Origin of the sequence: Cellulomonas sp. PhB143 (genome assembly GCF_003752595.1) — a bacterium.
Taxonomy (GTDB): domain Bacteria; phylum Actinomycetota; class Actinomycetes; order Actinomycetales; family Cellulomonadaceae; genus Paraoerskovia.
The window spans coordinates 237,662-251,890 of record NZ_RKIJ01000013.1; the positions used below are offsets into that span (position 1 = coordinate 237,662).

General features: G+C 76.6%; 14 protein-coding genes and 1 riboswitch. All 14 genes read right to left on the minus strand.

The window, feature by feature from the left end:
• Window positions 1-5: 5 nt before the first annotated feature.
• The 14 genes from ribH to mihF all read right to left on the minus strand — a co-directional run bounded on the left by ribH (window position 6) and on the right by mihF (window position 14,093).
• The gene (gene ribH, locus EDF32_RS11260) at window positions 6-473 is read right to left on the minus strand and encodes a 6,7-dimethyl-8-ribityllumazine synthase (protein ID WP_123308626.1); all 468 of its coding nucleotides are present in this window, start codon (window positions 471-473) and stop codon (window positions 6-8) included.
• Complete coding sequence (gene ribB, locus EDF32_RS11265; protein WP_123308627.1) at window positions 470-1,822, minus strand: 3,4-dihydroxy-2-butanone-4-phosphate synthase; 1,353 nt, start codon at window positions 1,820-1,822, stop codon at window positions 470-472. The genes ribH and ribB overlap by 4 nt, the downstream gene beginning before the upstream one ends.
• The gene (locus EDF32_RS11270; protein WP_123308628.1) at window positions 1,819-2,433 is read right to left on the minus strand and encodes a riboflavin synthase; all 615 of its coding nucleotides are present in this window, start codon (window positions 2,431-2,433) and stop codon (window positions 1,819-1,821) included. Before EDF32_RS11270 ends, ribB begins: the two co-directional genes overlap by 4 nt.
• On the minus strand, window positions 2,433-3,509 hold the full coding sequence (gene ribD, locus EDF32_RS11275; protein ID WP_123308629.1) for a bifunctional diaminohydroxyphosphoribosylaminopyrimidine deaminase/5-amino-6-(5-phosphoribosylamino)uracil reductase RibD: 1,077 nt from the start codon (window positions 3,507-3,509) through the stop codon (window positions 2,433-2,435). The genes EDF32_RS11270 and ribD overlap by 1 nt, the downstream gene beginning before the upstream one ends.
• Window positions 3,510-3,608: 99 nt before the next feature.
• A riboswitch (FMN riboswitch) is annotated at window positions 3,609-3,732 on the minus strand.
• Between the two features lie 146 nt (window positions 3,733-3,878).
• Window positions 3,879-4,544: a ribulose-phosphate 3-epimerase gene (gene rpe / locus EDF32_RS11280; protein WP_123308630.1), complete on the minus strand. Its 666-nt coding sequence runs from the start codon at window positions 4,542-4,544 to the stop codon at window positions 3,879-3,881.
• A gap of 33 nt (window positions 4,545-4,577) precedes the next feature.
• Entirely contained in the window at window positions 4,578-6,122 is a 1,545-nt protein-coding gene (locus EDF32_RS11285) for an RsmB/NOP family class I SAM-dependent RNA methyltransferase (protein ID WP_123308631.1), read from the minus strand.
• Window positions 6,119-7,054 (minus strand): methionyl-tRNA formyltransferase, encoded by a 936-nt coding sequence (locus EDF32_RS11290; protein ID WP_123308632.1) that lies wholly within the window; start codon window positions 7,052-7,054, stop codon window positions 6,119-6,121. Before EDF32_RS11290 ends, EDF32_RS11285 begins: the two co-directional genes overlap by 4 nt.
• 9 nt (window positions 7,055-7,063) lie before the next feature.
• On the minus strand, window positions 7,064-7,780 hold the full coding sequence (locus EDF32_RS11295) for an HAD family phosphatase (protein ID WP_233565871.1): 717 nt from the start codon (window positions 7,778-7,780) through the stop codon (window positions 7,064-7,066).
• Complete coding sequence (locus EDF32_RS11300; RefSeq protein ID WP_123308634.1) at window positions 7,777-10,137, minus strand: primosomal protein N'; 2,361 nt, start codon at window positions 10,135-10,137, stop codon at window positions 7,777-7,779. The genes EDF32_RS11295 and EDF32_RS11300 overlap by 4 nt, the downstream gene beginning before the upstream one ends.
• A 58-nt stretch (window positions 10,138-10,195) precedes the next feature.
• Window positions 10,196-11,404: a methionine adenosyltransferase gene (gene metK / locus EDF32_RS11305; RefSeq protein ID WP_123308743.1), complete on the minus strand. Its 1,209-nt coding sequence runs from the start codon at window positions 11,402-11,404 to the stop codon at window positions 10,196-10,198.
• Window positions 11,405-11,475: 71 nt separating this feature from the next.
• Window positions 11,476-12,711 carry a bifunctional phosphopantothenoylcysteine decarboxylase/phosphopantothenate--cysteine ligase CoaBC gene (gene coaBC, locus EDF32_RS11310; RefSeq protein ID WP_123308635.1) on the minus strand — a complete coding sequence of 412 codons (1,236 nt, stop codon included), beginning with the start codon at window positions 12,709-12,711 and terminating at the stop codon, window positions 11,476-11,478.
• Window positions 12,712-12,745: 34 nt separating this feature from the next.
• The gene (gene rpoZ, locus EDF32_RS11315) at window positions 12,746-13,048 is read right to left on the minus strand and encodes a DNA-directed RNA polymerase subunit omega (RefSeq protein WP_123308636.1); all 303 of its coding nucleotides are present in this window, start codon (window positions 13,046-13,048) and stop codon (window positions 12,746-12,748) included.
• Between the two features lie 114 nt (window positions 13,049-13,162).
• A complete protein-coding gene (gene gmk, locus EDF32_RS11320; RefSeq protein WP_123308637.1) occupies window positions 13,163-13,789 on the minus strand; it encodes a guanylate kinase in 627 nt (208 codons plus the stop codon).
• Window positions 13,782-14,093: an integration host factor, actinobacterial type gene (gene mihF, locus EDF32_RS11325; protein WP_123308638.1), complete on the minus strand. Its 312-nt coding sequence runs from the start codon at window positions 14,091-14,093 to the stop codon at window positions 13,782-13,784. The genes gmk and mihF overlap by 8 nt, the downstream gene beginning before the upstream one ends.
• Between the last annotated feature and the right edge of the window lie 136 nt (window positions 14,094-14,229).

The window sequence follows — 14,229 nt, forward strand, 5'->3', positions numbered from 1 at the left end:
GTCCGTCACAGGGCCCGCAGCGCCTGCGCCGTGGCCACCGCCGCCTGAGCCGCCTCGGCGCCCTTGTCCTCGCTCGAGCCGGGCAGCCCGGCGCGGTCGAGCGCCTGCTGCTCGTCGTCGCACGTCAGCACACCGAAGCCGACGGGCACGCCGGTGCGCACGCTCACCTCGGTCAGGCCGGTGGCCGCCGCCGAGCAGACGTACTCGAAGTGCGGCGTCCCCCCGCGGATCACCACGCCGAGCGCGACGACGGCGTCGGCCCCGCGCTCGGCCGCCCGGGCCGCCGCGACGGGCAGCTCGAAGGACCCCGGGACCCGCACCTCGGTGACGTGCGCGACGCCCGCCTCGTCCAGCGCCCGGCGCGCCCCGGCGAGGAGACCGTCCATGACCTGCGTGTGCCAGCTCGCCGCGACGAGCGCGACCCGCAGGCCCGTCCCGTCCGTGGTGATCGTCGGTGCGCCGTTCCCGCTCATCGTCCGTCCCTCTCGCTCGTGCCCGCACCGTGGACCGGTACGGTCTCGTCGACGGGAGCCACCTCGAGCAGGTGCCCCATCGACGTCTTCTTGGTCATCAGATAGGCGTGGTTGTGCACGCCGTGCCCCACCTCGAGGCGCCGGGCGTCGACGACGTCGATCCCGCTCGCCGCCAGCCCCGTCACCTTGGCGGGGTTGTTGGTCAGCAGCGCGACCCGGTCCAGGCCGAGGTCCGCGAGGATCGCCGCCGCCGCGCCGTACTCGCGCCGGTCGACGGGCCACCCGAGCTCGAGGTTCGCCTGGACGGTGTCCAGCCCGTCGTCCTGGAGCGCGTACGCCCCGATCTTCGCGAGGAGGCCGATGCCCCGGCCCTCGTGCCCGCGCAGGTAGACCACCGCGCCGCCGCGCTCGGCGACCTGCGCCATGGCCGCGTGCAGCTGGGGGCCGCAGTCGCAGCGCAGGGACCCGAACGCGTCCCCGGTCAGGCACTCGGAGTGCACACGCACCACGGGGACGTCGTCGGCGCTCGCCGGAGCCCCGTCCTCGGCGGGGGCGACCGTCCTGCCCGGCGAGACCAGCGCGACGTGCTCGGCGCCGGTCCGCAGGTCCCGGTAGCCGTGCACCCGGAACGTGCCGTGCTCGGTCGGCAGCTCGGCCACGCCGGTGGCGTGCACGCGCGGCGCGACGACGTCGTCGTCCGCCGGGCCCGCGACGACCGGGTCGTGCTCGCGGCGCCACGCGACCAGGTCCGCGATGGTCAGCAGGACCAGGCCGTCGCGCTCCGCGAGGGCGCCCGCGTCGTCGTAGCGCATCATCGACCCGTCGTCGCGGACGAGCTCGGCGATCCCGCCGACCTCCCCCACGCCGGCGAGGCGCACGAGGTCGACGGCCGCCTCGGTGTGGCCGCCGCGGTGCAGCACGCCGCCGGGCACCGCGCGCAGCGGCAGCACGTGCCCCGGCCGGATCAGGTCGCCCGCACCGGAGGCCGGGTCCGCGAGCACCTGGAGCGTGCGGGTGCGGTCCGCCGCGGAGATCCCCGTGGTGACGCCCGTCGCGGCGTCGACCGTCACGGTGTACGCGGTGCGCCGCGGGTCCTGCGAGCTCGGCACCATCAGCGGCAGCTCGAGGGCGTCGGCGCGCGCGGCGGGCATGGGGGCGCACAGGTAGCCCGAGGAGTGCCGGATGGTCCACGCGACCCAGTCGACCGAGACGGTGCTCGCGGCGAACACGACGTCCGCCTCGTTCTCGCGGTCCGGCGAGTCCGCGACGAGCACGGGCCGCCCGGCCCGCAGCGCCTCGAGGGCCTGCTCGACCGTGCCGAGGACCGGGCCTGCTCCCCCGCCGCTCACGACGCCGTCCCCGCCCGAGCGCCGAGCAGCCGCTCGACGTACTTGGCCACGACGTCGACCTCGACGTTCACCCGGTCGCCCACCGCCAGGGCGCCGAGGGTGGTCGCCGCCAGCGTCGTCGGGATCAGCGAGACGCCGAACCCCGCGTCGTCGACGGCCGTGACGGTCAGCGAGACGCCGGCGACGGTGACCGAGCCCTTCTCCGCGACGTAGCGCAGCAGCGCCGGGGCGGCGGCGAACGCCAGCTCGTCCCAGCGCGGGCCCGGGTCGCGCGAGACCAGCCGCGCGACGCCGTCGACGTGGCCCTGGACGATGTGTCCGCCGAGCCGCCCGTGCGCGGGCACCGCCCGTTCCAGGTTCACCGCGGACCCGGCCGTGAGGCCGCCCAGCGCCGTGCGGCGCAGGGACTCCGGCATGACGTCGAGCGTGAACGCACCTGCCCCCACCGCGGTCACGGTCAGGCACACCCCGTCGACGGCGATCGAGTCGCCCAGCCCGGCGTCGGACGACGCGAGCGGACCCTCCACCGTCAGGCGCGCGTCGGCGTCGGGCCCGTCGGGAAAGCTGATCTCCCGCACCCGTCCGATCTCTTCGACGATCCCCGTGAACATCACTCCTCCTCCGTCCGCGGCCTGCCCGCGGTCCGGGCGACGACGAGGACGTCGTCACCGAGACGCCGCACCTGCGACGTCGTGAATCGTGCGGCGTCGGCGATGGTGCCGACGCCGAGGTCCCCCAGCGCGCTGCGCCCGGAGCCCAGGAGCACCGGTGCGACGTACGCGTGGAGCTCGTCGACCGCGCCGGCGGCGAGGAACGCGGTCGCGAGGACCGGGCCTCCCTCGACCAGGAGGTGGCGCACCTCTCGCGCGTGCAGCGCGGCGAGCACCTCGGCCACGTCGTGGGTCCCGAGCACGACCAGCTCCCCGCCCGCGCCGCGCAGCCGCGCGGTCGCCGGCACCTCCCGGCGCCCGACGACGACGCGCAGGGGCTGGTCCGGGACGAGGCCGTCGGGCGTGCGGGCGGTCAGCGCGGGGTCGTCGGCGAGCACCGTGCCCGTGCCGACCGCGACGGCGTCGACGCGGGCCCGGACCTCGTGCGCGTGGGCCCGGGCCTCGGGCCCGGTGATCCACCGGCTGGTGCCGTCCGCGGCCGCGACCCGCCCGTCGAGCGTGGCCGCGAGCTTCAGCGTGACGTACGGACGCCCCGCGCGTGCCGCGCTCCACCACGCGCCGAGGAGCTCTTCGCCCTCGTCACGCAGCACGCCGCCCGTGACCCGGACGCCGCGGGCCGCCAGGTACGCGGCCCCGCCGGCGGCCCGGGGCGTCGGGTCCGGCACGGAGTAGACCACCTCCGCCACGCCCGCCTCCGCCAGGGCGAGGGCGCAGGGGCCGGTCCGCCCGGTGTGGTTGCAGGGCTCGAGCGAGACGACCGCCGTCGCGCCGCGCACGTCGGCCCCTCGCTGCCGCGCAGCGACCAGCGCGTCGACCTCGGCGTGCGGCGTCCCCGCACCGCGGTGGAAGCCCTCGGCCAGGACCCGTCGGCCGGACTCCCCCGCGGTCGCAGGAGGGGCGAGCAGGACGCAGCCGACGCGCGGGTTCGGACCGCGCACGGGCGTGCGGCGCGCGAGGTCGAAGGCGCGGCGGACGGCCGTCGAGGTGTCCGCGAGCCGCGGGACCGGTGTGATCATGCATCCCTCCGTCGGAGCGACAGAGCTCCGGGGGGACGGCGACGCGCGCGCCGCCGGGAGGCGACGCGACGACACCGCGGTGCGGGTACTCCCGCACCGCCACGTCTCCTCCCATCCGGACTCTCACCGTCGGTCCTGGAGTTCCACCAGGTCAACCACGCCGAGGCGTGGGTCGCGGACTGTCACCGCCGGCTCGGACTTTCACCGACCCCGGAGCACGTGCTGTGTTGCGGTGTTCATCCTGTCATACGGGTGATGGTGATCGACGGTCGCTTGGCACACTATTCATGCCGGAAGGCGTCATCAGGCCGCACCAAGCCGCACCAGGTCGCTGGCCGGGGCGCGCGAGGGCGGTGGACGAGGGCTCGGTCAGCCCCGGAACGCGTCCTGCGCCGCGGCGCGCAGCGCGGCGATCTCCCCCGCGACGTCCTGCGCCCCGTACACCGCCGAGCCCGCCACGAAGACGTTCGCCCCGGCCTCGGCCGCGCGGGCGATCGTCGACCGCGCCACTCCCCCGTCGACCTGGATCCACACGTCGTGGCCGCTCGCACGCACCGCCTCGCGCGTGCGGCGGATCTTCGGCAGCGTCCCCTCGATGAAGGACTGCCCGCCGAACCCCGGCTCCACGGTCATCACCAGGACCATGTCCAGCTCGGCGAGCAGGTCCACGTACGGCTCGACCGGCGTCGCGGGGCGCAGCGCGATGCCTGCCCGTGCCCCCATCCGGCGGATCTCGCGCGCGAGGCGCACCGGGGCGGCCGTCGCCTCCGCGTGGAACGTGACCGAGGCCGCGCCCGCCTCGACGTACTGCGGCGCCCAGCGGTCCGCGTCGTCGATCATCAGGTGCGCGTCCAGCGGGACGGGCGAGACCTGCGCGAGGCGCTCGAAGACCGGCAGGCCGAGGGTGAGGTTCGGCACGAAGTGGTTGTCCATGACGTCGACGTGCGCGTAGTCGGCGGTGGAGATCGCACCGAGGTCGCGCTCGAGGTTCGCGAAGTCGGCGGACAGGATGCTCGGGGAGATCAGCGTGGCCATGGCGCCCAGCCTAGGGCGGCCCGGCGATCGGCGTCAGCGCCGCCGCAGCAGCGTCAGGTGCATCGCGTCCGTGCCGTGCACGTGGGGCCACAGCTGCACGTCCGTGCGGTCCGTCAGGGGGATGTCACCGACCGCCACCGAGCGCACCGCGGCCGCGGCGTCCAGCCGCTCGACGTCGTCGCGGCCGGCCAGCACGCTCGCGACGACCACCTGGGTCTCGGCCAGGTGCGGCGAGCACGTGACGTACCCGACCACGCCGCCCGGCCGGACGGCGTCGAGCGCCGAGCCGAGCAGCTCCTCCTGCAGGCGGGTGAGCTCGCCCACGTCGGACGGGGTGCGGCGCCAGCGCGACTCCGGGCGGCGGCGCAGCGCGCCGAGGCCGCTGCAGGGAGCGTCGAGCAGCACCCGGTCGTAGGCGGCCGGCTCCGTGCGCCCGATGGCGCGCCCGTCGCCCGTCCGGACGTCCTCCACGGCGTCGGCGAGCACGGCCGCCAGCGCGCGGTGCACCAGCTCGGTGCGGTGCGGCTGCGCCTCGTTCGCGACGATCCGCGCGCCCCGCTCTCCCGCCACCGCGGCGAGCAGCGCCGCCTTGCCACCCGGGCCCGCGCACATGTCGAGCCACCGCTCGTCGGCCCCGTCGACCGGTGCCGCGAGGAACGCCAGCGTGACCAGCTGGCTGCCCTCGTCCTGGACCCCGACGGCGCCGTCGCGCACGGCCTGCAGCGCGCCCGGGTCCCCGCCCGCCATGACCCGCGCGGTCGGTGCCCAGCGCCCCGGCGTCGTCCGGACGTCGGTGCGCTCGCCCTGCCGGCCCCCGCCCTGCCGGCCCCCGCCCTGCGGGGCACCCGCGTCCGGGTGCAGGTCGCGGTCGTCCGCGAGCCCCGGTCGCACGACGAGCGTGACCCTCGGCGCGGCGTTGTCCGCGCGCAGGAGGTCGCCGAGCTCGCCCGCGTCGCGGCCCGAGCCCGACAGCGCCTCGCGCAGGGCCCGCGTGATCCAGACCGGGTGGCTCTCGAGGACCGAGAGCCGGGCGACGTCGTCGGCCGCGGGGTCCGCGATCCGCGCCGCCCAGTCCTGCGCCGGCGTGCGGGTCACCGCGCGCAGCACGGCGTTGACGAGCTGGGCGGCGCCCGCTCCCGTGCGCTCGCGCGCCAGGCCCACGGTCTCGGACACCGCGGCGTGCTGCGGCACGCGCATCGCCAGCAGCTGGTGCGCACCGAGCCGCAGCACGTCCAGGACCGGCGGGTCGAGCGTCTCGAGCGGACGGTCGACGCACAGCGCGAGCACGGCGTCGTGCCGCCCGCGCAGGCGGAGCGTGCCGTAGGCCAGCTCCGTCGCGAACGCCGCGTCGCGGCCGGTGATGCGCCGCTCGCGCAGCAGCGGAGGCAGGACCAGGTTCGCGTAGGCGTCCGAGCCGTCCACCTCGCGCAGCACGTCGAAGGCCGCCGTCCGGGCGGGGTCGCTCCCCCTCCTGCGCTGGGACGGGGCCGCCTGCGTGCGCCGCCCGGCGCCCCGCGCGCGTGCGGCGCCGCGCTGGTGGCCGCGCTCGTCGCGCCGCCCGTCGCCCGGGGCGCTCACCCGGACACCCCGAGCACGAGCTCCTCGGGCAGCCGGGCGCCCCGCGCCCAGTCGGCCGCGGCCATGTGCTTCTTGCCGACGGGGGCGACCTGCCCCAGCTCGACGGCGTGCGTCCCCGTGCCGACGAGGACCTCCTTCTTGCCGACCCGCACCTCGCCCGGGCGCAGGTCCGTCACGTCACCGCGCGGGGCGACCGGGCCGAGGCCGAGCCGCGACCCGTCGGGCAGGCTCGTCCAGGCACCCGGTGCGGGGGTGCAGCCGCGCACCGTGCGGTCGACCGCGAACGCCGGGTCGCCCCAGCGCACCTCGGCGTCGGCAGCCGTGAGCTTCGCGGCGAGGCTGACGCCGTCGGGCGGCTGCGGGGTGGGCGACATCACCCCGTCCTCGAGCGCGTCCAGCGTCGCCACGAGGAGCCCGGCCCCGGAGACGGCGAGGCGGCCGAGCAGGTCGCCCGCGGTGTCGTCGCGCTGCACCGTCTCCGTCGTCGTGCCGAGCACGGGGCCGGTGTCCAGGCCCTCGTCGAGCAGGAAGGTGGAGGCGCCGGTGACCTCGTCGCCGGCGATGATCGCCCGCTGCACGGGCGCCGCACCCCGCCACGCGGGCAGGATCGAGAAGTGCAGGTTCACCCAGCCGCGCGCGGGCACGTCGAGGACCTCGCGGCGCAGGATCTCGCCGTAGGCGACCACGGGGGCGCAGTCGACCTCGAGGGCGCGCAGGCGCTCGACGAACCCCGCCCCGCGCGGGCGGTCGGTGATCACCTCGATCCCGGCCTCCTCGGCGCGCACGCGCACGGGGCTGGGGGTGAGCCGGCGCCCGCGGCCCGCGGGCGCGTCGGCCCGGGTGAGGACGGCGACGACCTCGTGCCGCGAACCGATGAGGGCGTCGAGGGACGGGACCGCCGCCTCGGGGGTCCCGGCGAAGAGAAGACGCATGCCGCGAGTCTAGGGGCGGGCGACCGGGGGCGGGACCTCGACCCCGAGGGCGCGCAGGTCGCGCCGGAACCCGTCGGTGGTCTCGAAGCGCACGGCGACCAGCCCGAGCGAGGCGGCTGCCGCCACGTTGGCGGGGCTGTCGTCCACGAACACCGTGCGCTCCGGCACGAGGCCGAAGCGCTCGATCGCGAGGCGGAAGATCTGCGGGTCGGGCTTGGCGAGCCCCTCGCGCCCCGACACGAGCACGTCGCGCATGCGCAGGGTCGCGGGCGCCGCGAGGGCGGCGTGGTGGAAGAGCTCGGCCGACCAGTTCGTGAGCCCGTACAGGCGCAGACCTCGCGCCTCGAGGTCCTCCACGAGCGCGGCCGAGCCCTCGACCGGCCCGGTGAGCGAGTCGGCGAAGTGCGTGAGGTACGTCTCGACGCCGTGCACGTGCTCCGGCCGGCTCCGGCGCAGGTCGTCGATCCCCTCGGCCCACGTGCGCCCCGCGTCCTGCCGGCGGTTGAACGCATCGAAGTCCACCTCGTGGAGGAAGGTCTCGACCGCGCGGGGGGTGAGCCCCCGGCGCAGCGCACCCCGCGGCTCCCAACCCACCAGGACGTTGCCGAAGTCGTAGAGGACCGCGTCCACGGCAGTGTCCGGGCGGTCGGTGCGGTGGTCTGCTCCGTCGTGGCGCGACGGCTCCGTGCCGCCGCTTGGCACACTATTATTCTCGGTCAGGGTCACAGCATCTCCTCCGGGTCGAGCCGGACCCGCACGCTACCGCCTTCGCGGCGCGCGCTGCGCACGGCCAGGGACGCCGCCAGCTGCGCCGCCAGGTCCGCCCCCTCGCGCACCGGGACCCGGACCACGACCCGCACGGGCGGCGCGAGCGTGCGGTCCGCGGTGCGGCGCGCCTCCGGCTCCACGTCCACGGGCCCCAGCGTCGTGGACGGCGTGGCCAGCGCCACGCGCCCCACGACGGCGCGCACGGCCTCCCGGTCCCCCGTCACCGCGGCCGCGCGCACGGCCGGCGGCAGGTCGAGCCCGGCGCGCTCGGTGAGCTCCCGGTCCGCGAAGCCTGCGGGGTCCCAGCGCACCAGCGCGTTCGTCGGGCCCGGGGCGGCGTCGCCGACCAGGAGCACCTGGCCCCCGTCGTCCGCCGGGCGCACGAGGCTCGCCGCACCGAGCCAGCGGTGCAGCGCCTCCTGCTCGACCGCCAGGCCCACGTGCGCCGTGCTCACCGCGGCGTCCAGGAGCAGCGCGGCCGCGTAGCCCCCGTCGACCAACGGCTCCGCGCCGGGTGTCGCCACGACGACGGCGGGGCCGTCCGGCACCCGGTCGAGGACCCCGCCGGGCGCCGTGCTGCTCGACTGCCGGACCGGGACGCCGGCGAACGCCCGCCCGATCTCCTCCGCGGTGCGGTCCGCGCCCACCCGTACCGAGCGCAGCCCTGTGCCGTGGCACTCCTCGCACCGCCACGCCCCGGCGAGGGCCCCGCACCAGGTGCACTGCGGCGCCGCCCCGGCGGAGCGCAGGCCCAGCGGCCCGTGGCAGACCCCGCACCGCGCGGGGGTCCGGCAGCGCGAGCACGCGACGACCGGCAGGTAGCCGCGTCGCGGCACCTGGACCAGGACGGGGCCGCGCTCCAGCGCCGACCGCGCGGCGCGCCACGCGGCCGAGGGCAGTCTCGCCGCGCCCGCCGCGCCCTCGGACGCCAGCTCGACCGACGTCAGCGCGCGCACCCGGGGGGCGCGGCGACGCACCACGTCGCGGGCTGCGACGACCTCCCGCGCCCACCCGGACGCGAGCATCGCCTGCGCCTGGACGGTCCGGCCCCGCGAGCCGACGACGAACGCCGCCCCCTCCAGGTCGCTGCGCAGCGCGAGGACCTCCCGCGCGTGCGGGTACGGCGCCCTGGGCTCCGCGAGCGAGGCGTCCGCATCGTCCCAGCAGACGATCAGCCCGAGGTCGCGGACCGGGGCGAACGCGGCCGCACGCGTGCCGATCACCACGCGCACGTCGCCGTGCAGGACGGCGAGGAAGCTGCGGTAGCGCGGCGACGGTCCCGCGTCCGCCTCGAGCCGCACGTACCGGCCGGGGCTCCGCGCCGACCAGCAGGACCAGCCGGTCGCGTCCAGGGCCCGCGCGAGGTGGTCGACGTCGTGGGAGTCCGGCAGGACGACGAGCGCGCCGCGCCCCGCGTCGGCCGCCGCCCGGACCGCCGCGGCCAGCGCCGCCGCCCAGTCCTCCACCTCGGCGACGCCCGTGGTACGACCGGGCAGGGCGGTCCACACCGCCCGCGGGGCGTCGCCCGCGGCCACCCGCTGGAGGAACGCCCCACCGCTGCGGTGCTCGGACCAGAGCGCGGTGGCGCGGGCCAGCGCGTCGCGGCACGCCTCCCCCGGCCCCTCGTCCGGGGGCGGCGACGCGGTCGGGTCGGCAGACGACGCCGGGTCGGCAGACGACGCCGGGTCGGCAGACGACGCCGGGTCGGCAGACGACGCCGGGTCGGCCGAGGTCTCCGCGGAGGCGTCGGGACGCGAGGCGTCGGGACGCGAGTCGTCGTCGGGGCCGGCGACGGCGTCCGCCCCGTCGTCCGGACGGGTGTGCGCGGCCTCCGCCCGGGCGTGCCGCGGCGGGACGGCGAGCCGCAGCACGTCGGCCATGGTCCCCGCGTACGCGTCGGCGACGGCCCGGGCCAGCCGCGCCACCTGCGGCGTGAGCACCGCCTCGGCGGACACGACCCGCCGCAGGGGCACCAGCGTCCCGTCGTGCGCGGTGGTGGCCGACCGCTCGAGCACGTAGCCGTCGAGGTCCTGCGCCCCGAAGCGGACCTTGACGCGCACGCCCGCCCGGACGTCGTCGGACAGCGCGGCCGGCACGAGGTAGTCGAACGTCCGGTCGAGGTGCGCCGGCGCAAGGTCGACCGCCACGCGGGCGATCGGGTCGTGCTCGGCGACCGGCACCCCGCCGGCGGCGCGGCCCGCGGGGCGCCGCCCGTGCGAGGGCGCGGCCGCGGCGTCCGGGAGCTCCAGCAGCGTCGGCTGCGTCGCGCCGCGGGACGTCGACGGCGGGCCGGGGGCCGCGCTTCGCTCGCTCACGCGACCATCTCAGCACGCGCCACCCACGGCGCCGGGCACGCGGGCGCGTCCCCGGCACTCACACGGCGGAGCGGAGCGCCTCGACGCGGTCCGTGCGCTCCCACGTGAACGCCTCGAGCTCGCGCCCGAAGTGGCCGTAGGCGGCCGTCGCCGCGTAGATCGGGCGCAGCAGGTCCAGGTCCCGGACGATCGCGCCCGGGCGCAGGTCGAAGACCTCGCGGATCGCCGCGCCGATGCGCTCGACGGGGACGGTCTCGGTGCCGAACGTCTCGACGTACAGGCCGACGGGGTGGGACTTGCCGATCGCGTAGGCGACCTGCACCTCGCACCGGCGCGCGAGGCCCGCGGCGACCACGTTCTTGGCGACCCACCGCGTCGCGTACGCGGCGGACCGGTCGACCTTCGACGGGTCCTTGCCCGAGAACGCTCCCCCGCCGTGCCGGGCCATCCCGCCGTAGGTGTCCACGATGATCTTGCGCCCGGTCAGGCCCGCGTCGCCCTGCGGCCCGCCGATGACGAACTTGCCCGTGGGGTTCACCAGGAGGCGGGTGCCCGACGTGTCGAGGTCGACCCCCAGCTCGGCGAGGACCGGCGCCACGACGGCCTGCTCGATCTCGTGGTGCAGGGTCTCCTGGAGGACGTCAGGGTCGTGCTGGGTGGACAGAACCACCGTGTCGAGGCTCACCGCGCGGTCGCCGTCGTACCCGATCGTCACCTGCGTCTTGCCGTCCGGCCGCAGGCCGGGGACCGTGCCGTCGCGGCGGACCGCCGCGAGCCGCTCGGCGAGCCGGTGCGCGAGGTAGCCGGGCAGCGGCATGAGGGTGGGCGTGTCGTCGCAGGCGTAGCCGAACATCAGACCCTGGTCGCCGGCGCCCTGCGCGTCGATCGGATCGCGGGTCACGCTCGGGCCGGACGAGTCGTCCCGCTCCTCGAGCGACTTGTCGACCCCCTGCGCGATGTCCGGCGACTGCTGGCCGATGGACACCGACACGCCGCACGAGTCGCCGTCGAAACCGACCGCCGACGACGTGTACCCGATCCGGCGCACGACGTCGCGCACGATCTGCGGGATCTCGACGTACGCCTCGGTCGTCACCTCGCCGGCCACGTGCACCAGGCCGGTGGTGACCATCGTCTCCACCGCCACGCGCGAGCGCGGGTCCTGCTCGAGGAGCGCATCGAGGATGGTGTCGGAGATCTGGTCGCAGACCTTGTCCGGGTGGCCCTCGGTCACGGACTCCGAGGTGAACAGGCGCAGATCGGTCATGCCGACCACCCTACGGTCCGCAGTTCGGGAAGCGGAATCCACGATCCGAGATGTGGACCACAGTGACGAATTCACCCGGGGAGAAGCTTCACGACCGCGTCCCAGAGCCCGTCCGCGACCTCCCGCTTGGTGCCACCGACCTCGAGCACCGTCGCGCCGTCCCGGTCGACGACCGTCACGTGGTTGTCGTCGACGGCGAACCCCACGCCCTCGCCCACGGCGTTCACCGCGAGCAGGTCCGCGCCCTTGCGCCGGGCCTTGGCGCGCCCGTGGTCCAGCACGCCGCCGTCCTCGTCCCCGGTCTCGGCCGCGAAGCCCACCACGACCTGCCCGGGGCGCAGCCGTTGCGCGGCGAGCTCGGCCAGGACGTCGGGGTTCTCCACCAGCGCGATCGGCGCCGGGGCCTGCCCGGCGACCTTCTTGATCTTCGCGGTCGGGGCCTGCGCGGGGCGGAAGTCCGCGACCGCCGCCGCCATCACGACGACGTCCGCCTCGCGCGCCGCGGCGCGCACGGCCTCGCGCAGCTGCGCGGTGGTCTCGACGTCGACGACCTGGACGGGCGGCCCGGGCGCAGCGGCGTCGAAGGCGGGCGGGGACGCGAGGTTCGCCGCGACGAGCGTGACCGCCGCGCCGCGGGCCCGCGCGGCGCGCGCGAGCTCGACGCCCTGGCGACCGCTGGAGCGGTTGCCCAGGAAGCGCACCGGGTCGACCGGCTCCCGGGTCCCCCCGGCGGAGACGACGACGCGCACGCCCGTCAGGTCCTGCGCGGCCGGCTCGCTCCGGCCGGCGGCGACCTCGAGCGCGACGCGCGCGATCTCCTCGGGCTCCGGCAGCCGGCCCGGGCCCGTGTCGGCACCGGTCAGGCGCCCGCTGGCGGGCTCGACGACGTGCACGCCACGCCCGCGCAGCGTCGCGACGTTCGCGACGGTGGCGGGGTGCTCCCACATCTCCGAGTGCATGGCCGGGGCCATGACCACGGGGCAGCGCGCCGTCAGCAGCGCCGACGTCAGCAGGTCGTCCGCACGGCCGCTCGCGGCACGCGCGAGGAGGTCGGCCGTCGCGGGCGCGACCACCACGAGGTCCGCCTCCTGGCCGAGCGCGACGTGCGGCACGTGCGGCACGTCGTCGAACACCTCGCAGGTGGCGGGCTCTCCGGAGAGCGCCTCCCAGGTGGGGGCGCCGACGAAGCGCAGGGCCGAGGCCGTGGGCACCACGCGCACGCGGTGCCCGGCCTCGCGCAGCAGGCGCAGCAGGAGGACGGCCTTGTACGCCGCCACACCGCCGCCGACCCCCAGGAGGATCCTCATCGCGGTGGCCTCCCGCTCGCTGCCGGCGCCGGGATCAGGCGTCGAGGGACGGTGACGGCTCGGCCGCCTCGGTCGCCTCGGGGCGCGGGGTCAGGGTCAGCAGACCGGCGTCGATCTCGCGCATCGCGATGGACAGCGGCTTCTCCTGGTTGCGGGTCTCGACGAGCGGGCCCACGTTCTCCAGCAGGCCCTCGTTGAGCTGGGAGTAGTACGCGTTGATCTGGCGGGCGCGCTGGGACGCGTACACGACGAGCGCGTACTTCGAGTCGACCCGGTCGAGCAGCTTGTCGATCGGCGGGTCGGTGATGCCCTCGGGGGCGGCGATGGTTCCGGACACGTTGACTTCTCCGTGGGGTCGGGAGTCTGCGAGGTCCCGCAGACGGGCGGGCGGTGCGTGGCAGCGCCCTGCTGGTACCAGTCTAGTGGCTCGTGTCCACCTGCTCGGGGGGGCTCAGCCGCCGAGGCTCGAGGCGGGCGTGCCGATGCCCATCACGTGCACGAGCTCGTCGGTCGCCCGGCGCACGTCGTCGTTGACGATGACGTGGTCGAACTCCGGCTCGGCGGCGAGCTCGACGCGCGCGGTCGCGAGGCGCCGCTCGCGCTCCTCGGCGGACTCCGTGCCGCGGCCGACCAGCCGGCGCTCCAGCTCCTCCCAGCTCGGCGGGGCCAGGAAGACGAACCGTGCCTGCGGCATGGTCTCGCGCACCTGGCGAGCGCCCTGCAGGTCGATCTCCAGGAGGGTCGGGGCGCCGGCGGCGAGCCGCTCCTCGACGGGCCCGCGCGGGGTCCCGTAGCGGTTCACGCCGTGCACGACGGCCCACTCGAGCATCTCCCCCGCCGCCACCATGCGGTCGAACTGCTCCGGGCCGACGAAGTGGTAGTGCACGCCGTCGACCTCCCCCGGCCGCGGGGCGCGGGTCGTGGCGGAGACGGAGAGCCACACGTCGGGATAGCGCCGGCGGATGTCGGCCGACACCGTCCCCTTGCCGACGGCCGTCGGGCCGGCGAGGACGGTGAGCCGGCCCGGGCCCGGGAGGCTGGGGACGGGGTCGTGGGTCAGAGCGGAAATCTCAGCCAAACCTCTCGATGAGGGCAGCGGACTGGTGCGGGCCCAGGCCGCGCACGCGACGGGTCTCGGCGATGCCGATCTCCTCCATGATCGCACGCGCCTTGACCTTGCCGACGCCGGGCAGCGACTCCAGCAGCGCGGAGACCTTGAGCTTGCCCACGATCTCGTCGCTGTGCCCCTGCTCGATGACCTCGCGCAGCGATCCCTGGGAGAACTTCAGCCGGTTCTTGACCTCGGCGCGGATGCGGCGCGCCTCGGCCGCCTTCTCGAGCGCCGCCGCACGCTGCTCGGCCGTCAGTGGGGGAAGTGCCACGCGAGTCACCTTCTCGTCTGGTCCGATGTGCCGCAGCCGCGCCGCCGCCGGTCGCCCGGCGGCCGCTCGCGCTGGGTCGAACCTAGCGACGACCCGGTCACCCTGCAACGCGCAGCCGCGACCCGTCGGCGCCCGC